The organism is Pseudomonas sp. GW823-FHT02E01, from assembly GCF_058797535.1.
The window spans coordinates 1-26,521 of the sequence record NZ_JBXAJS010000013.1; the positions used below are offsets into that span (position 1 = coordinate 1).

Annotated in this window: 27 protein-coding genes and 2 tRNA genes; 22 read left to right on the forward strand and 7 right to left on the reverse strand. The window is 59.5% G+C overall.

The window, feature by feature from the left end:
• Position 1: 1 nt before the first annotated feature.
• Both AC1RDQ_RS25180 and AC1RDQ_RS25185 read left to right on the forward strand, forming a co-directional pair.
• A tRNA-Glu gene (locus AC1RDQ_RS25180) sits at positions 2–77 on the forward strand.
• Positions 78–80: 3 nt separating this feature from the next.
• Positions 81–156 (forward strand) — tRNA-Gly (locus AC1RDQ_RS25185).
• Positions 157–214: 58 nt separating this feature from the next.
• Here the strand turns inward: AC1RDQ_RS25185 and AC1RDQ_RS25190 are convergent.
• The gene (locus AC1RDQ_RS25190; protein ID WP_492588399.1) at positions 215–1,084 is read right to left on the reverse strand and encodes an AraC family transcriptional regulator; all 870 of its coding nucleotides are present in this window, start codon (positions 1,082–1,084) and stop codon (positions 215–217) included.
• Positions 1,085–1,494: 410 nt separating this feature from the next.
• Between AC1RDQ_RS25190 and AC1RDQ_RS25195 the strand changes: the two genes are divergently transcribed.
• From AC1RDQ_RS25195 to AC1RDQ_RS25250, 12 genes are all read left to right on the forward strand, one after another.
• Complete coding sequence (locus AC1RDQ_RS25195) at positions 1,495–1,686, forward strand: Flp family type IVb pilin (RefSeq protein WP_492588400.1); 192 nt, start codon at positions 1,495–1,497, stop codon at positions 1,684–1,686.
• 153 nt (positions 1,687–1,839) lie between these two features.
• Positions 1,840–2,031, forward strand: a complete 192-nt coding sequence (locus tag AC1RDQ_RS25200) for a Flp family type IVb pilin (protein WP_090457978.1) — start codon at positions 1,840–1,842, stop codon at positions 2,029–2,031.
• A gap of 27 nt (positions 2,032–2,058) precedes the next feature.
• Positions 2,059–2,589 carry an A24 family peptidase gene (locus AC1RDQ_RS25205; RefSeq protein ID WP_090457248.1) on the forward strand — a complete coding sequence of 177 codons (531 nt, stop codon included), beginning with the start codon at positions 2,059–2,061 and terminating at the stop codon, positions 2,587–2,589.
• A gap of 2 nt (positions 2,590–2,591) precedes the next feature.
• A complete protein-coding gene (locus AC1RDQ_RS25210) occupies positions 2,592–3,920 on the forward strand; it encodes a DUF8689 domain-containing protein (RefSeq protein WP_090457246.1) in 1,329 nt (442 codons plus the stop codon).
• A 15-nt stretch (positions 3,921–3,935) separates the two neighbouring features.
• Positions 3,936–4,757, forward strand: coding sequence for a Flp pilus assembly protein CpaB (cpaB, locus tag AC1RDQ_RS25215; RefSeq protein WP_492588401.1), 822 nt, complete (start codon positions 3,936–3,938; stop codon positions 4,755–4,757).
• 74 nt (positions 4,758–4,831) lie between these two features.
• Entirely contained in the window at positions 4,832–6,178 is a 1,347-nt protein-coding gene (locus AC1RDQ_RS25220; protein WP_492588402.1) for a TadE/TadG family type IV pilus assembly protein, read from the forward strand.
• A gap of 8 nt (positions 6,179–6,186) precedes the next feature.
• Positions 6,187–6,666: a TadE/TadG family type IV pilus assembly protein gene (locus AC1RDQ_RS25225; RefSeq protein ID WP_492588403.1), complete on the forward strand. Its 480-nt coding sequence runs from the start codon at positions 6,187–6,189 to the stop codon at positions 6,664–6,666.
• Positions 6,666–7,160, forward strand: coding sequence for a TadE/TadG family type IV pilus assembly protein (locus tag AC1RDQ_RS25230; protein ID WP_492588404.1), 495 nt, complete (start codon positions 6,666–6,668; stop codon positions 7,158–7,160). Before AC1RDQ_RS25225 ends, AC1RDQ_RS25230 begins: the two co-directional genes overlap by 1 nt.
• A complete protein-coding gene (locus tag AC1RDQ_RS25235; protein WP_492588405.1) occupies positions 7,154–8,374 on the forward strand; it encodes an AAA family ATPase in 1,221 nt (406 codons plus the stop codon). The genes AC1RDQ_RS25230 and AC1RDQ_RS25235 overlap by 7 nt, the downstream gene beginning before the upstream one ends.
• A gap of 3 nt (positions 8,375–8,377) precedes the next feature.
• Positions 8,378–9,820: a TadA family conjugal transfer-associated ATPase gene (locus AC1RDQ_RS25240; protein WP_492588406.1), complete on the forward strand. Its 1,443-nt coding sequence runs from the start codon at positions 8,378–8,380 to the stop codon at positions 9,818–9,820.
• Entirely contained in the window at positions 9,817–10,803 is a 987-nt protein-coding gene (locus AC1RDQ_RS25245; RefSeq protein ID WP_492588407.1) for a type II secretion system F family protein, read from the forward strand. Before AC1RDQ_RS25240 ends, AC1RDQ_RS25245 begins: the two co-directional genes overlap by 4 nt.
• A gap of 30 nt (positions 10,804–10,833) precedes the next feature.
• Positions 10,834–11,796 carry a type II secretion system F family protein gene (locus AC1RDQ_RS25250; protein ID WP_492588408.1) on the forward strand — a complete coding sequence of 321 codons (963 nt, stop codon included), beginning with the start codon at positions 10,834–10,836 and terminating at the stop codon, positions 11,794–11,796.
• 215 nt (positions 11,797–12,011) lie between these two features.
• On the opposite strand, the gene AC1RDQ_RS25255 is transcribed toward AC1RDQ_RS25250, so the two are convergent.
• The 5 genes from AC1RDQ_RS25255 to AC1RDQ_RS25275 form a co-directional block, all read right to left on the reverse strand.
• Positions 12,012–12,287: a DUF3613 domain-containing protein gene (locus tag AC1RDQ_RS25255; RefSeq protein WP_492588409.1), complete on the reverse strand. Its 276-nt coding sequence runs from the start codon at positions 12,285–12,287 to the stop codon at positions 12,012–12,014.
• 18 nt (positions 12,288–12,305) lie between these two features.
• Complete coding sequence (locus AC1RDQ_RS25260; RefSeq protein WP_492588411.1) at positions 12,306–13,019, reverse strand: tetratricopeptide repeat protein; 714 nt, start codon at positions 13,017–13,019, stop codon at positions 12,306–12,308.
• 119 nt (positions 13,020–13,138) lie between these two features.
• Positions 13,139–14,362: a type II and III secretion system protein family protein gene (locus AC1RDQ_RS25265; protein ID WP_492588412.1), complete on the reverse strand. Its 1,224-nt coding sequence runs from the start codon at positions 14,360–14,362 to the stop codon at positions 13,139–13,141.
• Positions 14,363–14,957: 595 nt separating this feature from the next.
• Positions 14,958–15,365 carry a PA2817 family protein gene (locus tag AC1RDQ_RS25270; protein WP_007972361.1) on the reverse strand — a complete coding sequence of 136 codons (408 nt, stop codon included), beginning with the start codon at positions 15,363–15,365 and terminating at the stop codon, positions 14,958–14,960.
• Positions 15,366–15,439: 74 nt separating this feature from the next.
• A complete protein-coding gene (locus AC1RDQ_RS25275) occupies positions 15,440–17,887 on the reverse strand; it encodes an acyl-CoA dehydrogenase (RefSeq protein ID WP_492588414.1) in 2,448 nt (815 codons plus the stop codon).
• Positions 17,888–18,136: 249 nt separating this feature from the next.
• Here AC1RDQ_RS25275 and AC1RDQ_RS25280 point away from each other — a divergent pair, with 249 nt between their 5' ends.
• The 4 genes from AC1RDQ_RS25280 (at position 18,137) to AC1RDQ_RS25295 (ending at position 21,304) form a co-directional block, all read left to right on the forward strand.
• Positions 18,137–18,796: a transglutaminase-like domain-containing protein gene (locus tag AC1RDQ_RS25280; RefSeq protein ID WP_492588415.1), complete on the forward strand. Its 660-nt coding sequence runs from the start codon at positions 18,137–18,139 to the stop codon at positions 18,794–18,796.
• A gap of 43 nt (positions 18,797–18,839) precedes the next feature.
• The gene (locus AC1RDQ_RS25285; protein ID WP_090457223.1) at positions 18,840–19,463 is read left to right on the forward strand and encodes a glutathione S-transferase family protein; all 624 of its coding nucleotides are present in this window, start codon (positions 18,840–18,842) and stop codon (positions 19,461–19,463) included.
• A 132-nt stretch (positions 19,464–19,595) separates the two neighbouring features.
• Complete coding sequence (locus AC1RDQ_RS25290; RefSeq protein WP_218494395.1) at positions 19,596–20,528, forward strand: ABC transporter ATP-binding protein; 933 nt, start codon at positions 19,596–19,598, stop codon at positions 20,526–20,528.
• Positions 20,525–21,304, forward strand: a complete 780-nt coding sequence (locus AC1RDQ_RS25295) for an ABC transporter permease (RefSeq protein WP_046037490.1) — start codon at positions 20,525–20,527, stop codon at positions 21,302–21,304. The genes AC1RDQ_RS25290 and AC1RDQ_RS25295 overlap by 4 nt, the downstream gene beginning before the upstream one ends.
• 153 nt (positions 21,305–21,457) lie before the next feature.
• On the opposite strand, the gene AC1RDQ_RS25300 is transcribed toward AC1RDQ_RS25295, so the two are convergent.
• Complete coding sequence (locus AC1RDQ_RS25300) at positions 21,458–21,973, reverse strand: DUF2062 domain-containing protein (RefSeq protein ID WP_057713698.1); 516 nt, start codon at positions 21,971–21,973, stop codon at positions 21,458–21,460.
• Positions 21,974–22,108: 135 nt separating this feature from the next.
• On the opposite strand from AC1RDQ_RS25300, the gene AC1RDQ_RS25305 reads away from it, so the two are divergent.
• The 4 genes from AC1RDQ_RS25305 (at position 22,109) to lpxK (ending at position 26,512) form a co-directional block, all read left to right on the forward strand.
• On the forward strand, positions 22,109–24,343 hold the full coding sequence (locus AC1RDQ_RS25305) for a DNA internalization-related competence protein ComEC/Rec2 (protein ID WP_492588416.1): 2,235 nt from the start codon (positions 22,109–22,111) through the stop codon (positions 24,341–24,343).
• 98 nt (positions 24,344–24,441) lie between these two features.
• A complete protein-coding gene (locus tag AC1RDQ_RS25310) occupies positions 24,442–25,077 on the forward strand; it encodes a MotA/TolQ/ExbB proton channel family protein (protein ID WP_057713700.1) in 636 nt (211 codons plus the stop codon).
• Positions 25,074–25,502 (forward strand): ExbD/TolR family protein, encoded by a 429-nt coding sequence (locus AC1RDQ_RS25315; protein WP_057713701.1) that lies wholly within the window; start codon positions 25,074–25,076, stop codon positions 25,500–25,502. The genes AC1RDQ_RS25310 and AC1RDQ_RS25315 overlap by 4 nt, the downstream gene beginning before the upstream one ends.
• Positions 25,502–26,512 carry a tetraacyldisaccharide 4'-kinase gene (gene lpxK / locus AC1RDQ_RS25320; protein WP_492588418.1) on the forward strand — a complete coding sequence of 337 codons (1,011 nt, stop codon included), beginning with the start codon at positions 25,502–25,504 and terminating at the stop codon, positions 26,510–26,512. Before AC1RDQ_RS25315 ends, lpxK begins: the two co-directional genes overlap by 1 nt.
• The last annotated feature ends 9 nt before the right edge of the window (positions 26,513–26,521 follow it).

Here is a 26,521-nt window from a genome sequence, read left to right on the forward strand (position 1 = left end):
TGTCCCCTTCGTCTAGTGGCCTAGGACACCGCCCTTTCACGGCGGTAACAGGGGTTCGAGTCCCCTAGGGGACGCCATTTGCGGGAATAGCTCAGTTGGTAGAGCACGACCTTGCCAAGGTCGGGGTCGCGAGTTCGAGTCTCGTTTCCCGCTCCATATTTAACGAAAACGCCGCTCATTGAGCGGCGTTTTTGTTTGCGCGTAAAAAAACAGGTCAACTGCTGAGGCTTTGTACCAGGCTTTCGAGCGCTTCAGAGGTTTCTTCATCCTGCTCCAGTTGCACAGCGGCAGCCGCTCTGAGTTGGCGTGCCAGGCGGTATTCGCTGGGCGTGCAGTTGGCGAACTGCTTGAACGCACGAGCGAAGTAGGAAGGATCCTTGAAGCCGGCCTCATAGCCAATGCTGGTAATCGGCATCTGGCTGTTGTCGAGCAGATCTTTGGCGAAGTTCATGCGCTTGTCCAGGATGTAATCCGTGAAGCCAAGTCCATTGGCTTCCTTGAACAGGCGGCTGAAGCGAAATGTCGTCATGCCGCAACGCTGAGCCAATTCCCTCTGATCGATGCTGTCTCGAAAGTGCTGTTCGATGTACAGCATGACATTGCTCAGCGCCTGGTGTTTTTGATGTCCTGAGGTCCGCCGGATGCTGTCCGGCAGGGTCGGGGCGTGGTCGATTTGCGATGATTTGACCTGGCCGTGGGCATTTCGGCGCAGCTCGCAGAGCTGCACCACCGCCGTCAGGTAACGCTTCTTCTCGGTGGTCGAGAGCGGGAGCACCATGTATTCCCAGACGCTGGAGCGCATGGCCCAGACAGCCAGTTCCTCCGAGTGCTGCACGGTGAACATGGTGATCGGGATGCTGGGGGTGGTGCGTTTGATCTCCAGCAACAGCCTCAAGCCTGGCGTGTCGGGGCGATCAAAATGGACGCAGATCATGTCTGCCTGTTCCCGGATGGGCAGCACGGAGTTTTTCGCCAGATTGCAGTCGCAGGAACCCTCGAACTGCGCGACGAGTTCTTTCGTGGAACGATCATGAGTCAGATCGAACCATAAGAGTGATGGCCTTCTGGTTACATTGGACGTCATGTCTCTACTCTGAGGTTCTTGGTGACTCTCTCGCTAAGGAGTATTGCCAAGGTGCCATCACTTTGCAGATTTAATCCTGATAGAAAAGACGATTTTTAGTTCTATTCGCTCTATGGATCGCCTGGAAGGCAGCTACGGGCGATTGTTTGCTCGTGTGTCTTCGAAAAAACCTGGTTGAACCGCCTGTCGCATGTGAATCAATGGCAATTGCCTTTGGTTTTCAACGCCTTGTTTACCCCTTCCATTACTGCTGCAAAGGCCAATGCCCCGTATTTAGCCGTCCCGCAAAAAAGTCCTAACGATGTGCAAAATCTTCCTAACGCCTATGCCTTGCCCCTGACTAGTGTTGCACTCAGGCAGCGCAGAACGTACTGCCTCAGAAAAAACAACATTCGAGTGAGGTGGGCAAAATGATCATGCAAACAATCAAGGCTTCGGTACTGAAGTTCATCAAAGACGAAGATGGCCTGACCATTGTGGAGTATGCGGTGGCCGGTGGGCTGATTACGGTGGCTGTCGCCGCAATGTTTGTAACTTTGGGTACCAACGTGAACACCAAGATCACTGCGCTGTGCGCTGCGGTCAAAGGTGCTGCCTGCTGATGATTGCAACTCACGGTGGCGGGGCGCGGTGATATCCATGGAGCAACCGGTTTTTACTGTTTCATTAATAGACCGGGCAACTCAATGGACTTCGCGCTGTCCCCGCCAATGTACTTTCTGAGCCGTATGGCCGCTGAAGTGAGGTTCACAAAAATGACTCTGCAAACAATCAGAACTTCGATAAGCAAGTTCGCCAAAGATGAAGATGGCCTGACCATTGTGGAGTACGCCGTTGCCGGTGGGTTAATTACGGTAGCTGTTGCCGCAATGTTTGTAACTTTGGGCGGCGAGGTGAACACCAAGATCACCGCGCTGTGCGCTGCGGTCAAAGGTGCTGCCTGCTAACGATAATCTCGGTAGGGGAGACGCGCCATGTCCATGGAATTGCTGGTATCGACAGTTGTGCTGCTAGGACTGCTGGGCGTCGCGGTGGTGAGCGATCTGCTTCGCCACCGTATTCCCAACATGCTGGTTCTGTTGGGCCTTGCCCTGGGACTGGGGGCTCAAATGTATTCGGGTGGCATCAGCGGATTGGGTGACAGTCTGTTGGGCATTCTGATCTGTTTTGCGCTGTTCCTGCCAATGTACGCCTTCGGTGGGATGGCCGCTGGCGACGTCAAGTTGATGGCCATGGTCGGCAGTTTTCTACCATTCCATTTTGCGTTGTGGGCTGCAATGTTCAGTTTGATAGCCGGCGGCGTATGCGGTTTTTTGATAGTGCTGTATCGCGGTCAACTGTTTCAGACCCTGGGGCGTTATTGGCTGATTCTAAGGGCACAGGCTTATCTGGCGCCAACTTCGGATGAAGTAGCCGGCAAGCCTTTTCCTTATTCGATTGCAATTTTGCTCGGCACGCTGGGCAGCATCTACTGGCAACTCGTTGCCAGTGGGTTGGGAGATTAGTCATGCATGTCATGGTTGATACTGATGCCTTCCCCAATGAGCGGGAAGCGGTGCAGCGACTGGCTCCTCAGCCGTGCACAATCCGCGAAACTGGTCTGACCGACAGTTTTCTCGGCGAGTTGGTGTGCAAGCATTTGTTTGACGCCGGTGTGCTGGACATGTCGCGGCTGGTGGACCGCCTGGCGCTGACCGGCGCGGTACTTGAAGAGGTCCTGGCGTTTCTGCGCAAGGATGGCCGTGTCGAAGTACTCGGCCAGGTGAGTCAAACGGGCGGGCAGATGTTGCGTTATGGCCTGACCGAACGTGGTCGCAGTGTCGCCCGCGATGCCCTGTCCCGCAGTGGCTATATCGGTGCGGCACCTTTCCCGGTGAGTACTTACCGGTCCCTGATCAAGCTACAGACCATTCACCATGGTCGCATCAACGCCAACGATATGCGCAATGCCCTGGCAGGCGTAGTGCTCACGGAGGAGATGCTCGATCAGTTGGGTGTGGCGATGAACTCCGGGCGCGCGATCATGATTTATGGCCCCGCGGGTACCGGCAAGACCTATGTCAGCAGTCGGCTGATCCGTCTGTTCGCCGAGGCCATCTGGGTCCCTCATGCCATCGTGATCAACGAGTCGGTGATCGAGATCTATGACCCGCAAGTGCATCAGCGGCTCGATGACAACGCTCAACAGAACACCCTGATGCTCAACGAAGGGATCGACCGTCGACTGCTGTGCTGCAAACGCCCGATCGTCATCACTGGCGGCGAGTTGAGCATGGAACAGTTGGACGTTCGTTATGACCCTTTCACCCGTCAATACCAGGCTGCCCTGCAGCTCAAGGCCAGCAATGGCCTGTTCATCATCGACGACATGGGGCGCCAGCGCATGGCACCCGCCGAGCTGTTGAATCGCTGGATCGTCCCGATGGAAGAGAAGCGCGATTTCCTCAACCTGGGCGGTGGTCGGCATTGCGAGCTGCCATTCGATCTGATTCTGGTGTTTTCCACCAACCTCAATCCCCTGGAGCTGGCCGATGAGGCCTTCCTTCGCCGGATTGGCTACAAGCTGCAATTCGGTTACCTGAAGCCCGAGGAGTACGAAAAGATCTGGCGTATGGAAAGCGAGCGTCTGGGTATTTCTTATGACCCGCTGCTGGTGCGTTATGTGCTGCAAAGGCTTTATGCAAGTGAAGGCATGCCCCTGGTGCCCTGCCATCCCCGAGATCTCCTGAACATGGCGCTCGATCGCCAGCGTTATATCGGCGGTTCCGGACCACTGTCACCGAAAGAGTTGGAATGGGCCTGGCACAACTACTTCGTCCAGCTCAACTTTCTTTGATGCGGAGATACTGACATGAGCTCTCGTACCCTTACCCTGATAGGCGTTTCCCTGGCCATGGGCCTGGGGGCTGCATGGATGGCCGATTCCTGGCTGAGCGCGCGGCTCAATGCCAGCCCGGATGACCACCTTCGAAACGTGGTGGTCGCCACGGTAGAAATTCCATTCGGGCAGATGGTCGAGCCCCAACAGGTCACGACCGTACGCATGCCCATGGATACGATCCCGGACGATGCCTTCGATGCCAGCGAAAAAGCCGTGGGCAAGATCGCAACCTTCGACATTCTGCGGGGCGACATCGTGCGCGGTGCACGGCTTAGCGAACACCTGGGGGGCAGTACCCTGGCTTCCTTGATTGATCCTGACAAACGCGCCATATCGGTACGCGTGGACGATGTGGTCGGCGTGGGCGGGTTCCTGTTGCCGGGTAACCGGGTCGATGTACTGGCGACCAAAACCACCAATGCTGGCAGTAACAACGCCACGTCCAGGACCATCCTCGAGAACTTGCGAGTGTTGGCGGTGGATCAGACCGCAGGCACCGACAAGACCCAGCCGGTAGTGGTACGCGCAGTGACCCTGGAGATGTCGGCCGCTGAAGCGGAAACCCTGGTCACGGCACAGACGGAAGGCAAGTTGCAACTGGCGCTGCGTAACCCGCTGAACCTCGAGAAGAAAGCGGCGGCCGTTGCGCCAGCCACGCCTGTTGCACCTGTTGCCCCGGCCATGGCTGTGGCCACCGCCGAGGCGCCAAAACGCGTGGTACAGCGCAGCGGCGAGGGCGGGGGTATCACCGTTATCCGCGGGACCGAAGCCAAAGTAGTCAACATTCGCTGACAGGGTACAACCGTACCTTGGCACCAGTGTAATGGCGGAGCCTATCCGGATCAGTATCGCCAATCGAGGGCTTGATGATGAATCTTCGTATTCAGCGGCCGTTCACTTCGACGCCAAGGCGCCAGGAAGGATCGGTGAGTGTATTGATGGTGATCACGCTGGGAGTGATCGGCCTGATGGCGGCGCTGGCTCTGGACGGCGGGCATATCATGCTGAACAAGACGCGCCTGCAGAATGCGGTGGACGCCGCCGCCCTGAGTGGCGCCAAAACCCTGAGCCAGGTGGAGGGTGGCACCAACAGTGCCAGCGCGACGCGCACCGCCGCGCTCAATACGCTGGTACAGAATGCCAATGCCGCGGGCAACAACGAGTTGGCCACGGCTGTGGGCGGCAACGCCGGGGCATTTGCGGTGGTGGAACTGGCAAGCAGCGTCTATGGCCCGTTCTCCTATCCCGGACCGACGGATGCCAAGTACGTCCGGGTATCGGTACCGAGCTATGGCCTGACAGGATTTTTCTGGAACTTCGCCCAGGTCTTCGGCGCTGGTGGCCTGGGACCCAAAGCGGTGGCGGCGATCGCAACCGCCGGTCCCAGCCCTACCAACCCATGTGATGTCGCACCGTTAATGATCTGTGGCGACTCGACTAAATACGACCCGGCCGCTGGCATGTTCTGGGGTTTCCAGTTTGGTGATTTGCAGGTGTTGAAGTCAGCTGCCAACAATTCGTCCGCCATTGGCCCTGGTAACTTTCAATTGCTCGATTTCGGTTCGGGCGGCAGTTCGGTCAGAGAAGATCTGGCCGGTGGCGGCTCGGTCTGCCGCAATGTAGGGGAGACTGTCCAGACCTCACCCGGTAACACGGTCGGCCCTGCATCTCAGGGCTTGAATACGCGCTTCGGCATCTACAACGGCCCGGTCAGTGCCTCGAGCTATCCGCCAGACATTGTGACGTCGTCGAGCAATCCGGCGATCACTTACAACGACTCAGTCACTCCGGCGCAGACGCAGTACAAGGGGCAGCCCGTTACTTCGAGTGGGGGCAGTCTCACCGCGGGTGGCGAAGCGATACTGGACTACAACGACTGGAAGGCAAGGGTTGCCGACTGTGTGGCGGGGTCCGGCAGTGGTTGTCAGAGCGGTGGGGTATTCGAGCGTCGGATGTTGAAAATCGTCGTTGGTAACTGCACCGGCAAACAGGGCGGTTCAACCACGATCCCTGTTCTGGGCTTTGGCTGCTATTTCGTGGTGCAGCCTATGGATGGCGGCGGCACGCAAGCGCAGATCTTCGGCCAATTTGTGCGCGAGTGCGAAGGCGACAACGTGGCCGGCCCCTCGCCGTCAACCGATTCCGGCCCGCAGATCATCCAGCTTTACAAAACCTATCTCAACGGCAGCGGCACTCCGAGCACTGACTCATAGGAGGCGTCATGAGACATCACTCGTTTAAACGACCACAGGCCCAACAAGGCGTGGCGCTGGTGGAGTTCACCCTGGTGCTGCCGGTTTTGCTCCTGTTGTTGCTGAGCCTCGGCGAGTTAGGCCGCATGCTCTACCAGTACAACGTATTGCTGCAGGCCAGCCGCGACGCCGACCGTTTTGTTGCCAGTCAGGCCTGGAACTCGACGCTTGGCATGGTTGCCCTGAGCAGTACGCTGCAGACCCAGACAAAAAATGTGGCGGTGTATGGCGTACCCAGCCAGACAGGCACGCCGGTGGTTTCCGGGTTGACGACCACAAACGTAGTGGTCGCCGCAGTGGGCGTCGACCATGTACGGGTCACCATTACCTATAACTTTTGCCCGGTGATTGGCAGTGGCAATTGTAATGGAGCGATTCCAGGATTTTTTGGCAATCAGATTGCACTGAGCATTCCGCTGGTCGCCACTACCGTGATGAGGGCGCTGTGATGAACAGAAAACACATGCGCGGCACCTACATAGTGGAGTTCTCTTTCATTGGGCTGCTGGTGTTCACGTTGTTGTTCGGCGTAGTGGAAATGGGCCGCCTGTACTTTACGGTCAATGCGCTGGATGAAGCCGTTCGCCGTGGTACGCGCCTGGCGGCGGTTTGCAATATCAGCGATCCGGTGGTGTTGCGGCGGGCTATCTTCAATGCCGCGGGCGATGCTGGTACGAGCCAGCTGATCGGCAATCTGGCCACCACCAACCTGACGCTGAGCTATCTGGACGTAGACGGTGCAGTGGTGGCCAACCCTGCCGATACGAGTGGGGCCAATGGGTTCCGTGCCATCCGCTATGTCCAGTTGAGTCTGCAAAACTTCGTTTTCAACCTGTTTATTCCCGGGTTCGGCGTGCCCATTACCCTGCCAACATTCAGGGCAACCTTGCCACGCGAAAGCCTCGGGCGTCATTCCGATTCCGGGGAGATCACGCCATGCTGAATACCAAGGACACTCCACTTTCCAGTTCGACCGGTAAAACCGGGCTCAGGTTGCTGATCAGCAGCCGTGATGCCACGTCGTTGCGTGACCTGCAGAGTGTCTGCCAACGCATGCCCAGCCTGGAGGTGAGTACTCGGTTGGTGAGCAATGGGCATGTCGACCCGCTCTACGGCCTAGACCGGATGCCCGATCTTTTGCTGTTGCGCGTCAGCCACCTGTGGCGCGAGGAGCTGGCGGCACTGTTGCAGCGCCCGGCCCATGAGCGTCCGCCGATGTTGGTGTGCGGTCTACTGAGCGAACAGGAAGGCATGCGTCTGGCGATGCAGGCCGGCGCCCGGGACGTGCTGCCCGAGCCCGTCGCCGAGGCAGAACTGGTCGCCGCCTTGAATCGGCTGGTCCTGGAGGTTCGGACCGGCAGCGGGACAGAAGGGAAACTGATCGCCGTGACCAGTTCCAAGGGCGGATCCGGCGGCACCATGCTGGCCTGCAACCTGGCTCAGCAGCTCAGCATGAAGGGTGGCACTGCCCTGTTGCTGGATATGGACCTGCAATTTGGCAGCGTGACGCATTACCTGGATGTGGCGCAAACCCACAGCCATCTTGAGGTGTTGCATCAGATCGACGGCATGGACAGTGTTGCGCTACGGGGTTTTTGCAGCCACTTCAGCCCGACCTTGCATGTGCTGGGTGGCCGGGCCGGTGAGCTGTGTCTGCCGCAGGATGCCCAACCCGAGCAACTTGACACCTTGTTGCAGTTGGCCCGCGCCAGCTATGACTGGGTAGTGATCGATCTGCCACGGCAAATCGACCACCTCACCGGCTCCGTGCTGGAACAGGCGGACCGGGTGTACGTGGTGGTGCAGCAGAGCGTCAGCCATCTGCGCGATGCCAGCTCCCTGGTGCGGATTCTTCGCGAAGATCTGGGCGTGCGTGGGGATCAATTGCAGATAGTGGTCAACCGCTATGACAAGTCGGCAGCGGTCAGTCTCAAGGATATCGGCGAGGCGCTGCGCTGCACGAACCTGTCGAAATTACCCAACGACTTCAACCTGGTCAGCCAGAGTCAGAACACTGGCGTGCCGTTGGGGCTGCATGCGCCGAAGGCAGCGATCACTGTTGCACTGCGCGACATGACCGAGGATCTGGTCGGTCAACAGGCTGTAGGGAACAAAGGCTTATTCAAACGCGCCTTCAACCGTTTTTTCGGGGGATGACCCATGATCAGCGACTTTCGTAACCGCTTGCGCAAACAGTCCGGTAAAACCGCCTCATCGTCGGTGACCCCGTTGGACGGTGACCAGCCGGATCCGGCAGATCAATTGATGGCCTGGGAGCACGCAATCCCGGATGTCATGTACGAAACCAGAACCCAGGTCACCCCGGTGGAGGCCGAGTGGCGGGAAAAGATCTACCAGCAGTTGCTCAAGGTCATGGACCTGTCCTTGCTGGACTCCCTTGAGCAGGCTGAGGCCGCGCGGCAGATTCGTGATATTTGCCAGCGTCTGCTCGATGAGCATTCGGCACCGGTGAGTACTTCCAGCCGCCAATTGATCATCAAGCAGATCACCGACGAGGTGCTCGGCCTTGGCCCCCTGGAGCCCTTGCTGGCCGATCACAGCGTGTCCGACATCCTGGTCAACGGCTTTGCCTCGGTCTATGTCGAGCGCTTCGGCAAACTGCAACGCACCGATGTGCGCTTTCGCGATGATCAGCATTTGTTGAACATCATCGACCGCATCGTCTCCAGCTTGGGGCGGCGTATCGACGAGTCCTCGCCGTTGGTGGATGCCCGGCTCAAGGACGGTTCGCGGGTCAACGCGATTATCCCGCCGCTGGCCATTGACGGCCCGAGCATGTCGATCCGGCGCTTTGCGGTGGATCTGCTCAATACCGACAGCCTGATCCAGGTGGGGACGTTGACCCCGGCAATCGCCCTGCTGCTCAAGGCGATTGTCCGTGGGCGCTTGAACGTGCTGATTTCCGGCGGTACCGGCAGCGGCAAGACCACCATGCTCAATGTCCTGTCCAGTTTCATTCCGCACAACGAGCGGATCGTCACCATCGAGGATTCGGCCGAACTGCAACTGCAGCAGCCCCATGTGGTGCGTCTGGAAACCCGGCCTTCGAATATCGAGGGGCGCGGCGAGGTGAGCCAGCGGGAATTGGTGCGCAACAGCCTGCGGATGCGTCCTGACCGCATCGTGATCGGAGAAGTGCGCGGCGTCGAGGCGCTGGACATGCTGACTGCTATGAATACCGGCCACGATGGCTCGTTGACCACGATCCATGCCAACACCGCGCGTGATGCATTGGGGCGGGTCGAGAACATGGTGTCGATGACCGGGGCGACCTTCCCGATCAAAGCCATGCGTCAACAGATTGCTTCGGCCATCGATGTGGTGATCCAGCTGGAACGTCAGGAGGACGGTAAGCGCCGTCTGGTCAGCGTGCAGGAAATCAACGGCATGGAGGGCGAGATCATCACCATGACCGAAATCTTCTCCTTTTCGCGCCATGGCTTGGGTGAAAACGGCGAAGTGCTGGGTGAATACCGGCCCAGCGGCATGATCCCCGCCTTCCGCGATGTGCTTGCCAAGCGCGGCATCGAGTTGCCGCTTACGATGTTCAGGCCTGAGTGGATGGAGGCACGGCAGTCATGAATCAGGTTCCCGGTGAATTCATTCTGATGTTCCTTGGCATGGTGTTTATCGCCGTCTTCCTTCTGTCCCAGGGCGTGGCGGTGCCGGTATTCGGCGAAGCCGGGAAGATGCGCAAGCTCATCCGCGGCCGCTTGCATGTACTGGAGAAAGCCAACCATCTACCCAACATGCAAACGGTACTGAGGCAGAAGTACCTGACGCGCTTGTCGCCACTGGAGGCGATGCTCGAGCAGTTGCCTTTTATGGCGAACCTGACACAGCTGATCGAGCAGTCGGGCCATGAATATCGTGCTTATCGGGTGATATTGCTCGGGCTTGCCCTCGGCGTTGCAGCCGGCGCAGTAGTCCTGATGTTTTCGGCGATCTGGTGGATGGCGCTGGCGGTGGCTTTTGTAGTGGCCTGGATCCCGGTCCTGAAAATCCTGCGTGATCGCAACAAGCGTTTTGCGCAGTTCGAGGAAGGTTTGCCGGATGCGTTGGATGCCATGTGCCGGGCCCTGCGCGCCGGGCACCCGTTCAACGAAACCCTGCGCCTGGTCGCCGAGGAACACCGAGGGGCGGTCGCTCATGAGTTTGGCCTGACCTTCTCCGATATCAACTATGGCAACGATGTTCGCCGGGCCATGCTCGGCCTGCTGGAGCGCATGCCAAGCATGACGGTGATGATGCTGGTGACGTCGATCCTCATCCATCGCGAGACCGGCGGCAATCTGACGGAAGTGCTGGAACGCCTGAGTCGGCTGATCCGAGGCCGCTTCCGCTTTCAGCGCAAGATCAAGACCTTGTCGGCGGAAGGACGTATGTCGGCTTGGGTGCTGGTGGCGATTCCTTTCGTGCTGGCGATTGCGATCATCGTTACAAGCCCCAGTTACCTTCCTGTGCTGATCAATGATCCCACGGGCCATAAGCTGATCATCGGGGCTTTCGGCGCCATGTTGATCGGGATTTTCTGGATAAAAAAAATCATCCGGATTCAGGTTTAAGCGGTACTCGCTACCGGGAGGTACAGGATCATGGACTTTTTACTGGGGTTGTTCAGTCGGCTTACGGGGAACGAAGAACTGGCGCGCTTATTGTTCATCAGCGTGATCGGTTTAAGTACGGTGTTTGCGGTCGTCGCCCTGATGTTGCTGATGTTGGGCCTTCAGGACCCGGTGCAGCGCCGCCTGGCGTTGATCAAGCGTGGTAATTTAGGCAATGCGGTCGGGCAGGAGGCTCCGGGTAACCTGCAATTGCTGCTGGAACGGGTCGGCCAGCGCTTTGCTTCGGCCGAGTCGACCAAGACGTCCGCAACCCGGACCCTGTTGATGCATGCGGGTTATCGTTCCTCTTCGGCGGTGCAGATGTACTGGGCGGTGCGCCTGATGTTACCGCTGCTATTGATTGGCCTTGCGTTGCTGCTGTTGCCGTTGATCCCCAAGGTCTCATTGATGATCGGTCTGTTAGTGGTGACCATGGCGGCCGGTATCGGCTGGTTGCTGCCGGCACTGTATGTCAGCAAGCGTAAGGAATTGCGTCAAAACCGGCTGCGTGTCGGGTTTCCAGATGCGCTGGACTTGATGGTCGTCTGCGTGGAGTCGGGCTTGGCCCTGCCCACGACCATCGAACGTGTGGCTGAAGAGATGTCGGTCAGCCATGTTGAGCTGGCGGAGGAACTGGCCCAGGTCAATGCGCAAATCCGCGCGGGCATTACCAGTACCGAGGCACTCAAGCAACTGGCTGTGCGCACCGGCCTGGATGACGTACAAGGGTTGGTCAGCTTGTTGGCGCAGAGCATCCGCTTTGGTACCAGCGTGGCCGACACCCTGCGCATCTATGCCGATGAATTCCGTGACCGGCGCACCCAGGCCGCCGAAGAGGCGGGGGCGAAAATCGGCACCAAACTGATATTTCCGCTGATCTTTTGCCTGTGGCCGAGCTTCTTTCTGGTTGCCATCGGTCCAGCCCTGATCGGGGTCTTGAGAGCATTCGGGTGAGGTCAAACGGTTTGAGGCTGTCGAGTGCGACGGCCTTGCCACCCGTACCTGACCTGCACTTTCCCGCCAAGGATCTACACATCTGCTCCAGGGTAATCCGTCCAAGGGTGGATAATGCGTAGATGCCACTGCTTTTGTCGCGCACAACATCAAGCCCGGCGTTGCAGCCAGGCCACTCTGAATTAAGCCAGAAGTTGATCACCCATCGATATGCCTCAGTTGCCGCCGCTGATGCTCAAGTCTCCCGCTGTATCCTGGTCATAAAATTCCGGAATCGGGTAGTTGAAGCTGTTCAGCCAGCGCTGCATGGCCAGGTCACGTTCGGTAGCCGAAGCGGTTTGCAGGTGAGGGGAGGCAACCACACCGCGAATCTGCAGCTGCAACCACTGCTCGGTACCTTGTTGATACGGCGAAGAAGGGCCCGGCTCAATGGCCCAGGCAGTGGTTGACAGGCAAGCCATGCACACGATCAACAGCCTTTTGGTATTCATCTCGACTCCTCGTACGTTCTACTTGTTCGCACTGGTAGAGGCATCGGCTACCTCAGTCTTGCGATTCCCATCGGTAGCCACCACTTTTTTGGCGGAGGTCTTGAGTTTTTCCGCGCGGGTTTGAGCCTCTACGACTTGCTTGGGGCTCAAGTCGGCGCGGGTCACGAGTTCGGCGGCCGCCTTCCAGTTATCCTGGTAGATCAGCAGCGTCACCATATTGAGTGCCGCCAGTGTGTTTGCCTGCTTGAGTTCCATGGCGGTCATGAACTCAAAGCGTGCTTCAGGGATCCGTTGCTGATTGAGGTAGACGACCCCCAGGTCATTTCGCATCCTGTCGTCGGTGGGGGCCATCCTCACCGCACGCTCAAGGTGAGTGGCAGCGGTGGCGTTATCATTTTTGGCGGCGGCCAACTGACCAAGGCCATGTTCCCCTTCAGCCGCCAGACAGGTACCGAGCAAGCTTTCGTACAATGGCTGCGCGTCGCCATTACGCCCCATCAAGCGCAACACCCTAGCCTTGCGCAGGCGAACCTGGACCATGCTATCGGGCAAACCTTCCAGATTCGCCAGGCTGGCATATAAACGGCCTTCTTCAGCCATGTTGTCGGCCAGGTTCAGGGCCAGTTCTTGCTCCGAACCGGGCTTGGCACAGCTGGCTGGCCGCGAAGTCATGCCATTGCTGGCACAACCTGCAAGCATTAACGTCGCCGCTATTGCAATGACTGCTTTCATCGAGTGTCCCCTGGCGACAACAGGTTGAACGCCTGGCCAATGGCAATAAGGCTGGCCCGGCAAGCGTTCAAAGTCACCATTACGAGTGAGGGCGAGGCAAGTCTGGTTCAGGCTCCGGTTCATTTCGAGAGCCCGCTGAGATTGTCGAAGTCGCCATTTTCCAGGAAAAACATGCGGTAGAAGTTCGGGTCGTAATTGCGCAGCTGCTCGCCAGGCAATGTCGGTAGTTGTGCATCGGCAGCCAGTGGCTGGACCAGATGGGGGGTGACGATCATCAGCAGTTCGCGCTCTTCACGGTTAATGGTGTTGTCGCGGAAAAAGGCGCCCAGAACCGGGATATCGCCCAAGCCCGGAAACTTGTTCACCTGGGAGTCGTTGTGGGTGCTGATCAGGCCGCTGATGACGAAGCTTTCGCCGTCGGCCAGGGAGATGCTGGTATCGGTCCGGCGCACGGTCAGGGCCGGGACTATCGTGCCGGCGATGCTCACGGCGTTGGTGAAGTCCAGTTCACTGACTTCCGGCGCCACCTTCAGTGCGATACGGTTTTTCCCGACAATGGTCGGCGTCAGTGTCAGGCGGATACCGAATTCCTTGTACTCGATGGACACGTTATCGCTGCCTGAACTGGGCACTGGAATCGGTACTTCACCGCCGGCCAGGAAGCTCGCACTTTGCCCACTGAGCGCAACCAGGCTTGGTCGCGCCAGGGTGTAGGCAAAACCGCTGCCTTCCAGCGCGTTGATCGCCACCAGGGTACTGCCGGTAGCAAACGTGAGGTTGAACTGGTCGTTTCTCACCGGTATCGCCGGCGTGACAATGCCGCCGATGGTGGGCAAGGTTCTCGGCGAGCCGAACAGCCAGTTGCCTCGGACGCCGAAAATCGAGGCGGAGGCTTCCTTGAGCTTGGTCCGGCTGACTTCAACGAAACGGACATCGGTCTGCACCTGGCTCGGCAGCAACGGATCGTCGGAAGGTACCGACGGCACACTGGTCAGCGCCGATGTGGCTCTACCCTTGACGAACACCATGCTTTGGCGTGGCGTTTTCGAACAGGCGGTCCAGACCATCAGGCTGGTGGTCCCCGGCGCAACGCCCGTGAGTATGAACGCGCTGCTGCCGCTGGGCTGCACGTCGGCAATTTTCGGGTCACCCACCGCCAGTTGTGTTACTGGAACGGGGCTGCGCAGTTCATTCTGCAGCCCCTGACCGACCTCGTACGTTGTCGGCCAATTATCCAGTTGTGAACAATTGGCCGGCGCGGCCTGAGCCGCATCCACGCTGAGGCCCATCCAGAACAGGCCATGGATAATTCGCTTGAAAGCGGGCTCGGTACGAAAGCTCATTAAGGACATCCTCGCTGGATAGGCCATCTTCAGGCTGACTAAGTTGTCTCGGATCACTCACGGGGACCGGACTACCTCTCCCAATGCGCCAGACCACTTATCCACGGCCTTGGCGTTATTCCTTGCGTGCTACACACGAGCGGGCGCAATTCGCTGATCTGGCTGGATAGCGAGCGACCATTGCTGAAACGGTTTTCAGTGATCCGGTGACCTGGACTGCCTGTCGGAGCGATACTCGCGCCTATGGTTCGACCTGGTCCCCCCGGAAAGTCATCGGCAATGCAGGTACAGAGCCGGAAAACGCCTGCCAGGATCATGGTGAGGTAACTCCTTTTGCCAATCCGCTATCTGATCACTGAAGCTAACGTGAAAACTCGAGCCGTTATGACTTCTTGTAGTTTGAAGGTAGTTCAATCAAACCAAAGTGCCATGAGATAGAGAGAAAACTATTGGTGCAAAGGCTGGAGCTAGGCAGGCGGACGCTGCGGAAAAGGTCGCGGCACAGTGCGGTTGCCTGAAGTTGACGGGGTGCGCTGAAGGAAAAAAAAGGCCCGCATGCTCAAGCATGCGGGCCTTTGGCATCACTGATTGATGATCAGTGCTTGCTGTCCTGGTTCGACAGCGCCAGCAACTGCTTTTCCTGGTTCCAGTCGAAGGGCTCGTCGTTCTGTTCGGCTTCGAAGCGGCGCTCTTCCAGTGCCTGATACAGGTCGATTTCATCATCGGGCATGTAGTGCAGGCAGTCGCCGGCGAAATACCACAGCAGGTCGCGCGGGACCAGGTGAGCGATTTGCGGATAGCGAGTGATGACCTGGCACAGGATGTCCTGGCCCAGGTACTGGCTTTCGATCGGGTCGACAGGCAGTAACGCAAGCAGTTCGTCGAAGCGCTCAAGGAACAAGGCATGACTTTCGTCGGGAACCTGCTCGGCCTCACCTACGGCGACCAGGATGCTGCGCAGGTGGTCGAGTAAAACGAGATGATCGGCAACGATGTTGGACACGAGATAAGTCCTCAAGAGCAAAACGGGCGCGGGAGTATAAAGCGCCCGCGCCCGTTTTTACATGCTTGACGGGATCAGCGGACTTTTCCCTCCGCCAGTGCCAAGGCCTCTTTGCCAAAGTCATCGACATCGATCACCTTGCGCCGGGCCGCCTCGGCTTCTCGCAGGGTTTGGGCCTCCACCGGCTGCAATACGCCAGCCTCGAGGGCGGCATCGATCACCGACTCGCCGGCCACCGGTTTGACCTGGCCACTCTTGAGTGCCATATGCAGTTTTTTCTGCTGCGGCTGTGCGGCGCTCAACAGATTGCAGGCGTGTTGCAATGCACCGACCGGATCGTCGCTCGCTTGCGGGCGGTAGCACCCCAGGAGCACTTCCTCCAGTGCCGGGTCGCCCTTGGCGCGGCCGATCACCCCTGCGACTTCGGCGCCGAGTTTGTCCGATGGCCCTTTGTGCCGGCGCCCGAACGGGAACACGATCACTCGCAACAGACAGCCCGCGACTTTATTCGGGAAGTTGCTCAGCAGTTCATCCATCGCCCGTTCCGCCTGGCCCAGGCTTTCTTCCATGGCCCAGGTCAGCAGTGGTGCCATGTACTGCGGTGAGTCAAGGTCGTTGTAGCGCTTGAGCGCGGCGGACGCCAGGTAAAGGTTGCTCAATACGTCGCCTAGCCGTGCAGACAGGCGTTCGCGGCGTTTCAGTGCGCCGCCCAGCAACATCATGCTCAGGTCGGCGAGCAGGGCGAAAGCAGCGGCCTGACGGTTGAGTGCGCGGAAATAACCCTGGCTGAGTTTGTCGCCCGGGGTGTGCTCCAGATGCCCGAAACCGAGATTGAGCACCAGCGTACTGGCGGCGTTTCCCACGGCGAAACCGATGTGCTTGAGCAGCAGGTCATCGAATTCTCTGAGCGCCTGATCCTTGTCTTCACGGCCGGCGAGGGCCATTTCCTTGAGCACGAAGGGATGGCAGCGAATCGCGCCCTGGCCGAAGATCATCAGGTTGCGCGAGAGAATGTTCGCGCCTTCGACGGTGATGAAAATCGGCGCGCCGTTCCATTTGCGACCGAGGTAGTTGTTCGGCCCCATGATGATCGCCTTGCCGCCGTGCACATCCATGGCGTCGCTAATGCAGTCGCGGGCGCGTTCGGTCAGGTGGTACTTGAGAATTGCCGACAGCACCGACGGTTTCTCGCCCAGATCGACTGCATTGGCGGTCAGCATGCGGGCGGCGTCCATCATCCAGGCGTTGCCGCCAATGCGGGCCATGGCTTCCTGGATGCCTTCGAACGAGGCAATCGGCACATTGAACTGCTCGCGAACCTGAGCGTATTGGCCCGTTACCAGACTGGTGAACTTGGCCATGCCGGTGCCCACCGCCGGCAGGGAAATCGAACGCCCGACCGACAGGCAGTTCATCAGCATCATCCAGCCTTTGCCGAGCATCTCCTGGCCGCCGATGAGGAACTCCAGCGGGACGAACACGTCCTTGCCCGAGTTCGGGCCATTCATGAATGCCGCGCCCAATGGCAGATGCCGGCGGCCGATCTCGACACCGGCGATGTCGGTCGGAATCAGTGCCAGGCTGATGCCCAGGTCTTCCTTGTCACCCAGCAGGTGATCCGGATCGTAGGCCTTGAAGGCCAGGCCGAGGAGGGTGGCCACCGGACCGAGGGTGATGTAGCGTTTTTCCCAGTTCAGGCGCAGGCCGAGGACTTCCTGGCCCTCCCATTCACCTTTGCAGATCACTCCAGAGTCCGGCATGCCGCCGGCGTCGGAGCCGGCCAGCGGACCGGTCAGGGCAAAGCACGGGATGTCGTCGCCGCGCGCCAGGCGAGGCAGGTAGTGATTGCGTTGTTCGTCGGTGCCGTAATGCAGCAACAGTTCGGCCGGGCCGAGGGAATTGGGGACCATCACGGTTGAAGCAAGGTCGCCGCTGTGGCTCGCCAGTTTCATCGCCACTTGCGAGTGGGCATAGGCGGAGAAGCCCTTGCCGCCAAACTCCTTGGGGATGATCAGGGCGAAAAAGCCGTTGTCCTTGATGAATGTCCAGGCTTGCGGCGGCAGGTCCATGGTTTGACCGAGCTGCCATTCACTGACCATGGCGCAGAGTGTTTCGGTCGGCCCGTCGATGAAGGCCTGTTCCTCTTCATTCAATTGCGCCTTGGGATAGGACAGCAGCTTGCTCCAGTCCGGACGGCCACTGAACAGTTCGCCGTCCCACCAGACCGTGCCAGCGTCGATGGCATCGCGTTCGGTTTGCGACATCGGCGGCAGGGTTTTCTGGAACCAGTTGAACATCGGCGCACTGAACAATTTGCGGCGCAGGTCGGGCAGCAGCAAAGGCGCGGCGACGGCGGCGATCAACACCCAGAAAACCAGCAGCAGCCAGCCCGGTGCGCGGCTGAAAGCGCCCATGGCCACGACATAGATGGCCACGATGACCAAGGCGGGCAGCGGGGCGATGCGGCGGTGGGCCAAATAAGCAATCCCGACCAGCAAAACCAGTATCCACAACAACAGCATATTCATTCCTCCGTGAAACCAGGGCGAACCAGCCCACAGAGCTTAGACGGCATCCGCGAAACAGGCTGGTTGGAGCGATGTGATTCGAATCGTGGGAAACCCCGGATGATTTTCGTGCGACAAATGGGCCGCACACGTGGGAAATACGTTCATTGAACGAGCGGCAAAGCGGCCATGTTTGGCCGAAACGTCGTTATCTCTGTGCTGAAGCTCTCGCTAGACTCGGGGCTTCCCCAGGAGATTATTTTCATGCGCGAGTATCTGAGTCCCGGCCGCTTCATCGATAGTGACCATCCGTCCGTGGTGGAGTTCGCCGAAAAGCACCGTGGCACCAGTCGCGATCCGCTAGAGCAGGCGATCAGTCTCTATTACGCCGTGCGCGAAGCGGTGCGCTACAACCCGTACACGTTCAGTCGCGACCCGCAGACCCTGCGCGGCAGTTATGCGCTGGCGGCCGGGGAGAGTTACTGCGTGCCCAAGGCCACGTTGCTGGCAGGTGCAGCGCGGCATTGCGGGATTCCCGCGCGGATCGGCCTGGCGGATGTGCGCAATCATTTGTCGACGCCACGGCTGCTCGAATTGCTCAAGAGCGACATGTTCGCCATGCACGGCTACACCGAGTTTTACTTGCAGGATCGCTGGGTCAAGGCGACACCCGCGTTCAACCGCAAACTCTGCGACCTGTTCAATGTGGCGCCGCTGGAATTCGACGGGATCAACGACAGCGTTTTTCATCCCTTCAACCGCGATGGCGCGAAGCTGATGGAGTACCTGGTCGATCACGGCCAGTTCGCCGACGTACCTGAAGCGTTCTTTTTCGAACACCTGGAAAAGTGCTATCCGCACCTGTTCGGTGAGCAACAGCAACCACTATTGGGCGACATGCAGAGCGATTTGAGTCGCGCCTGATCCGGCGTATGCTGCCTGCCCACTTACCGAAAAAGAGGCGGTCATGCTGAAGATCTGGGGTCGGAAAAACTCGTCGAATGTCAGAAAACCATTGTGGGCCGCCGAAGAACTGGGACTGGCCTACGAGGCGATCGATGCCGGTGGCGCCTTTGGTGTCGTCGATACACCCGAATACCGCGCCATGAATCCCAATGGTCGCGTGCCTGTCATTGAAGACGACGGTTTTGTGTTGTGGGAGTCCAACGCCATCGTGCGTTACCTGATGGCCTTGCATGCCGACGGCACGGCCTGGTACCCGAATAGTCCCAAGGCCCGGGCCACTGCCGACAAGTGGATGGACTGGACCACCTCAAGCTTTGCCGGCCCGTTCCGTACCGTGTTCTGGGGTGTGCTGCGTACCCCGGCAGACCAGCAGGACTGGCCCGCCATCAAGGCGGCGATCAAGGAGTGCGACACGCTGCTGGCAATGGCCGATCAGGCGTTGGCGAACAAGCCCTACCTGTCCGGAGACGAGATCGGCATGGGCGATATTCCCCTGGGCAGTTTCATTTATGCCTGGTTCGAGATGCCGATCGAACGTGCGCCACAACCGCATCTGCAGGCCTGGTATGGCCGGTTGAAACAGCGTCCGGCGTATCAAAAGGCGGTCATGACCGCGTTGACTTAATACTCACTATCGACACGCTTGACTGTACTTGTGTGGCGGCGACAAGCACCATTGTGCCACTCCGCTGCGGTTGTTTTGTTCGCCGCCGCCCATACTTATCCTTTTCTTCCCTTCTTGGTGCGTAAATCAGATATGAGTTCCGCTCTGTCCATCCGGCAGCTAACCAAAACCTACGGCAACGGTTTCCAGGCCCTGAGTGGTATCGATCTGGATGTCGCCGAAGGTGACTTTTTCGCCTTGCTAGGCCCGAACGGCGCCGGCAAGTCCACGACCATCGGCATTCTCTCGACCCTGGTGAACAAGACCAGCGGCACGGTGAACATCTTCGGTCACGACCTGGACAGGAATCCTGCGCAGCTCAAGCGCTCCATCGGCGTGGTGCCTCAGGAATTCAACTTCAACCAGTTCGAAAAGACCTTCGACATCGTCGTGACCCAGGCCGGCTACTACGGCATCCCGGCGAAAATCGCCAAGGAACGCGCCGAACAGTACCTGACCCAGCTCGGCCTGTGGGACAAGAAGGACGTGCCATCGCGCTCGCTGTCCGGCGGTATGAAGCGTCGCCTGATGATCGCCCGCGCGCTGGTTCATGAACCGCGTCTGCTGATCCTCGACGAGCCGACCGCCGGGGTGGACATCGAGCTGCGTCGCTCGATGTGGAGCTTCCTCACCGAGCTGAACGAGAAAGGCATCACCATCATCCTCACGACCCACTATCTGGAAGAGGCTGAGCAGCTGTGCCGCAACATCGGCATCATCGACCACGGCACCATCGTCGAGAACACCAGCATGCGGCAGTTGCTCAGCCAGCTGCATGTCGAAACCTTCCTCTTGGACCTCAAGGGCGACCTGCCAGCTGCGCCGCAGTTGCTCGGCTATCCGTCCCGGCTGATCGACAGCCACACCCTGGAAGTCCAGGTGGAAAAGTCCATGGGCATCACCGCGCTGTTCACCCAGTTGGCGCAGCAGAACATCGAAGTGCTGAGCCTGCGTAACAAAACCAATCGCCTCGAGGAGTTGTTCGTGTCCCTGGTGGAGAAAAATCTGTCGAAGGTGGCGGTATGAGTTCCGAGCTGCGCCCCAACCTCGTTGCCCTCAACACCATCGTTTACCGTGAAGTCCGGCGTTTCACCCGGATCTGGCCCCAGACCCTGCTGCCGCCGGCCATCACCATGGTCCTGTACTTCGTGATCTTCGGTAATCTGATCGGTCGGCAGATCGGCGACATGGGTGGCTTCACTTACATGGAGTACATCGTGCCGGGGCTGATCATGATGTCGGTGATCACCAACTCCTACGGCAACGTGGTGTCGAGTTTCTTCGGCAGCAAGTTCCAGCGGTCCATTGAAGAATTGATGGTCTCGCCGTTGTCGCCGCACACCATTCTGATTGGCTATACCCTGGGCGGCGTGCTGCGTGGCCTGATGGTGGGGATCATCGTGACCCTGCTGTCGCTGTTCTTCACCCACTTGCAGGTGCATCACCTGGGCGTGACCATTCTGGTGGTGGTGCTGACCGCGACCATCTTCTCGTTGCTGGGCTTCATCAACGCCGTGTTTGCGCGCAACTTCGATGACATTTCGATCATCCCGACTTTCGTGCTGACGCCACTGACCTACCTGGGCGGGGTCTTCTACTCGATCACCTTGCTGCCACCGTTCTGGCAGACCGTGTCCTTGGCCAACCCGGTGCTGCACATGGTCAACGCGTTCCGCTACGGCATCCTTGGCGTATCGGATATCCGCATCAGCGTGGCCATCGCCTTCATGCTGGTTGCGACCGCGGTGCTGTATCTCGGTAGTGCAAGGTTGCTGGTCAGCGGGCGCGGGATGCGGACTTAAGGAATACCGCGTCGCCTGCATCGCGAGCAAGCTCGCTCCCACACATGGATCCATGTAGCACTGAAGATCCCTGTGGGAGCGAGCTTGCTCGCGATGGCGTCAGCCCGGACACCGCAAAAAAACGGCCTCCCAAGTGGAGGCCGTTTTGCATTCTCACATCCGGCTCTTCTTGCGCCGCTTCCACTGCCTGGCCACCCACCAGCGCCAATACATCATCACCAGGAAGTAGGCCAGTGCGCCGAGTACCAGCCCGGTTACCACCGAGCCCAACAGAAACGGTTGCCACAAGGTCGAGATTTCACCCGTGATCCATTCCCAGTTCAGTGAGTCCGGCAACTGCCGGGCGGGAACGTCCATCAGCCAGGCGCCGGTCTGGTAGGTGCAGAAGAACACGGCAGGCATGGTGATCGGATTGGTCAGCCAGACCAGACTCACGGCAATCGGCATGTTGCCGCGCACGATGATGGCGAGGATTGCCGCCAGCAGCATCTGTAGCGGGATCGGCAGGAACGCGGCGAACAGCCCCACCGCCATGGCGCGGGCAACGGAGTGGCGGTTGAGGTGCCACAGGTTCGGGTCATGCAACAGCGTGCCGAGAAAGCGTAAGGACTTGTGTTCCCTGATGCTCATCGGGTCTGGCATGTAGCGTTTGAATAAGCGCCGGGGCATAAGGCTTCTCGGTCGGTCAGGGCGGCAAGTATGTCTGGATTCCATGAACTGCCTATTCAGATTTTGTGACAATTATTGACGGCGCCCATGCGACGAGCGGGCTAAGCCTTGAAGGGGACTTTCAAGGACGGGCTTATGCGCACAGGGATGATGGCGCTGGCGTTGGGTCTTTTGACCTTGCGTTTTTTACCGGCATTACCGCCGGTCTGGTTATGGCTGGCGATGCCGGTGGCGGGTTTGATGTTGCTGCCGTTCAGGACTTATCCGGTGGCGTTTTACTTGTTCGGCTTGAGCTGGGCATGCGCGAATGCGCAGTGGGCGCTGGATGACCGGTTACCGCCGGCGCTGGACGGAGAAACCCGTTGGGTCGAAGGGCGGGTCACTGGCTTGCCCCGGCATGACGACGGTGTCGTGCGTTTCGAGTTGACCGACATCCAGTCCCGACGTACCCGGCTGCCGCAGCAAATGCGTCTGGCCTGGTATGGCGGGCCGCCGGTGAACAGTGGCGAGCGCTGGCGCCTGGCAGTCAAGTTGAAGCGTCCGGTAGGGCTGCTCAATCCGCAGGCCTTCGACTACCAGGCCTGGTTGCTGGCACAACGCATCGGGGCGACCGGGACGATCAAGCAGGGCGAACGCCTTGCGCCGGCCCAATGGGCCTGGCGCGATGCAATCCGTCAGCGTTTGCTTGCGGTGGATGCCCAAGGGCGAAACGGCGCGTTGACGGCGTTGGTGCTCGGGGACGGCGCCGGGTTGAGTCGCGAAGACTGGCAGATATTGCAGGACACCGGCACGGTTCATCTGTTGGTGATTTCCGGGCAGCACATCGGATTGCTGGCGGGCGTCGTGTATCTGCTGATCGCCGGCCTGGCCCGCTTTGGGTTATGGCCGAACCGTCTGCCATGGTTGCCCTGGGCGTGTGGCCTGGCATTCGCCGCTGCGCTCGGCTACGGGATGCTGGCCGGTTTCGAGGTGCCGGTGCGACGGGCCTGCTTGATGATTGGTCTGGTGTTGTTGTGGCGTCTGCGGTTCCGTCATCTCGGTGCGTGGTGGCCACTGTTGTTGGCACTCAACGGCATTTTGCTGCTGGCGCCGCTGGCGAGTCTCCAGCCTGGTTTCTGGCTGTCTTTCGCGGCCGTGGCAGTCTTGATAGTGACGTTCGGCGGACGTTTGGGGCCGTGGCGTTGGTGGCAGACCTGGACCCGTGCCCAGTGGCTGATTGCAATCGGGCTGTGTCCGTTGTTATTGGCACTGGGGTTGCCCATCAGTCTGAGCGGGCCGCTGGCCAATTTGTTTGCGGTGCCCTGGATCAGTCTGGTGGTACTGCCACCGGCGTTGCTCGGGACGCTGTTGCTGCCGGTGCCTTATGTGGGTGAGAAATTGCTGTGGCTGGCGGGCGGTCTGATCGACGGTTGGTTCAGCGGATTGGGGTTCGTCTCCGGTCAGGTTCCTGCGTGGGTGCCCGCGGCAGTCCCACTATGGGCCTGGGCAATCGGTGCTATTGGCGCCTTTTTGCTCTTGCTGCCGCGAGGCTTGCCGATGCGCCCGTTAGGGTGGCCCATGCTGTTGATGCTGTTTTTTTCGCCCAGGCCGATGTTGCAGGAGGGCATGGCGGAAGTCTGGCAACTGGATGTCGGTCAAGGCCTGGCGATCCTGGTGCGCACCCGGCATCACACGTTGCTGTATGACGCCGGACCGCGTTTCGGAGAACTCGACCAGGGGGAACGGGTGGTGCTGCCAGCATTGCGCAAACTGGGGGTAAAGGGCATAGACCTGATGCTGATCAGCCACGCCCACGCCGATCATGCCGGCGGTGCCCCGGCGATCGCCAGGGGGTTGCCGGTGAAACAGGTGGTCAGTGGTGAACCGTCAGACTTGCCTGCGCAACTGCAGGCCGGGAGATGTGAGAGCGGTCGGCGATGGACCTGGGATGAAGTCGATTTCCAGCTTTGGCACTGGCCATTGGCCGGCGATAGCAACCAGAACTCTTGTGTCTTGCTGATCGAGGCCAATGGCGAACGGCTGCTGTTGAGTGGCGACATCGATGCCGCCGCCGAGAGAGCCCTGCTGGACAGTCCGTTGGCCCGGCCCACCGATTGGCTGCAGGCGCCACACCACGGCAGTCGCAGTTCGTCGTCCAATGCCCTGCTGGATGTCCTGCAACCCAAAGGTGCGCTGATCTCCCGCGGGCAGGGCAATTCGTTTGGCCATCCGCATCCCACGGTCATCGCCCGTTATCAAAAACGTGGAATGGCGATCTACGACAGCGTCGAACAGGGTGCCATTCGTCTGCAATTGGGGCGCTTCGAGCCGCCGTGGTCATTGCGCCAGGAACGGCGTTTCTGGCGCGATCCGCCGCCCTTGAACCCATAACCGAGCGTTATCAAAGCCCGACCGGATGCGACATCACGGTCTTCGGTGCGTCCACCCCCTATGTTAGAGTGGCGCACTTTTTCGAGGGGGCTGTCACTGTGTGGGAATTGGTCAAATCCGGCGGCTGGATGATGCTGCCGATCATTTTGAGCTCCATCGCGGCCATGGCGATCGTTGCCGAGCGTCTGTGGACCCTGCGGGCCAGCCGCGTGACCCCGGAGCACTTGCTCGGGCAGGTATGGGTCTGGATCAAGGACAAACAGCTCAATAAGGAAAAGCTCAAGGAACTGCGCGCCAATTCGCCTTTGGGCGAGATCCTGGCGGCCGGCCTGGCCAACTCCAAGCATGGTCGCGAGATCATGAAGGAGTGCATCGAAGAGGCCGCTCAACGGGTCATCCATGAGCTCGAACGCTACGTCAACGCCCTGGGCACCATTGCTGCCATGGCCCCGTTGCTGGGCTTGCTCGGTACCGTGCTGGGCATGATCGATATTTTCAGCGCGTTCACAGGCTCAGGCATGACCACCAACGCCTCGGTACTGGCCGGTGGTATTTCCAAGGCCCTGATCACCACGGCTGCCGGTTTGATGGTTGGTATCCCGGCGGTATTCTTCCATCGATTCCTGCAACGCCGGATCGATGAACTGGTGGTAGGGATGGAGCAGGAAGCGATCAAACTGGTCGAGGTAGTGCAGGGCGACCGCGATGTGGACCTGGCCGGGAGCAAAGCGTGAAATTCCGCCGCAAACCACGGGAAACGGTGGACATCAACCTCGCGTCGCTGATCGACGTGGTGTTCATCCTGCTGCTGTTTTTTGTCGTGACCACCACCTTCACCCGTGAAACCCAGCTGCGCGTCGATCTGCCGGAAGCGGTCAGCGGCGCGCCGGCCGACGATCAGAACAAGCCTCTGGACATTGCCATCAGTGCCGACGGTGTGTTCTCGGTGAACAACCAGATCCTGCCGAAAAGCGACCTGGCTTCGCTGATGGACGCGCTGCAAAAGGAAGCCAATGGCGACACCAACCGGCCACTGTCGATCAGCGCTGATGGCAAGACACAGCATCAGTCCGTCATCACCGCCATGGATGCGGCCGGCAAGCTCGGTTTCAGCCATTTGCGCATGACCACTGTCGAAGCGGCGCCCCCCGCGTCCTGATGGCCATGTCCGATCGATTGCTCGCCGCGTGGTACGCAGGTCATCCGACCCTGAAACTGTTGCAGCCGCTGGAATGGCTGTACCGGCGCGTGGTCATGAACAAGCGCAAGCGCTTTCTGGCCGGAGAGGGCGAGATCTATCAGCCACCGGTGCCGCTGATCGTGGTCGGCAACATCACCGTGGGTGGCACCGGCAAGACACCGCTGATTCTGTGGATGATCGAGCACTGCCAGCGCAGCGGCCTGCGGGTCGGCGTGGTCAGCCGCGGCTACGGCGCCAAACCGCCGCAACTGCCATGGCGAGTCGAGGCCGAGCAAAGCGCCGACGTCGCCGGTGACGAGCCGTTGCTGATCGTCCAGCGCACGGGCGTCCCGCTGATGATCGACCCCAATCGCAGCAACGCCGTCAAAACCTTGTTGGCCAGTGAGCCGCTGGACCTGATCCTGTCCGACGACGGCATGCAGCACTACCGCATGGCCCGTGACCTGGAACTGGTGCTGATCGATGCCGCCCGTGGCCTGGGCAATCGCCGTTGCCTGCCTGCCGGGCCGTTGCGTGAGCCGGTCGAGCGCCTGCAAAGCGTCGACGCGGTCCTCTACAACGGTGCCGTGACCGACCGCGATGATGGATTTGCCTTCCAGTTGCAACCCACCGCGCTGGTCAACCTGCGCAGCGGCGAACGGCGTCCCCTCGACCACTTTGGCGCAGGCCAGGCCGTGCACGCGGTGGCCGGCATCGGCAATCCACAACGTTTCTTCAAGACTCTCGAAACGCTACACTGGCAGCCGGTCCCACATGCGTTTGCCGACCACGCCGAATACAGCGTGGAGGCGTTGAATTTCATGCCGTCATTGCCATTGGTGATGACGGAAAAGGACGCGGTGAAATGCCGTGCCTTTGCCGCCGCCGACTGGTGGTACCTGGCGGTCGATGCTGTGCCGTCGCCGGCCTTCGTGGCCTGGTTCGACACGCAGTTGATGCGCCTGCTGCCGGCTCGTTTGTTGCCTTAACTCCGTTTT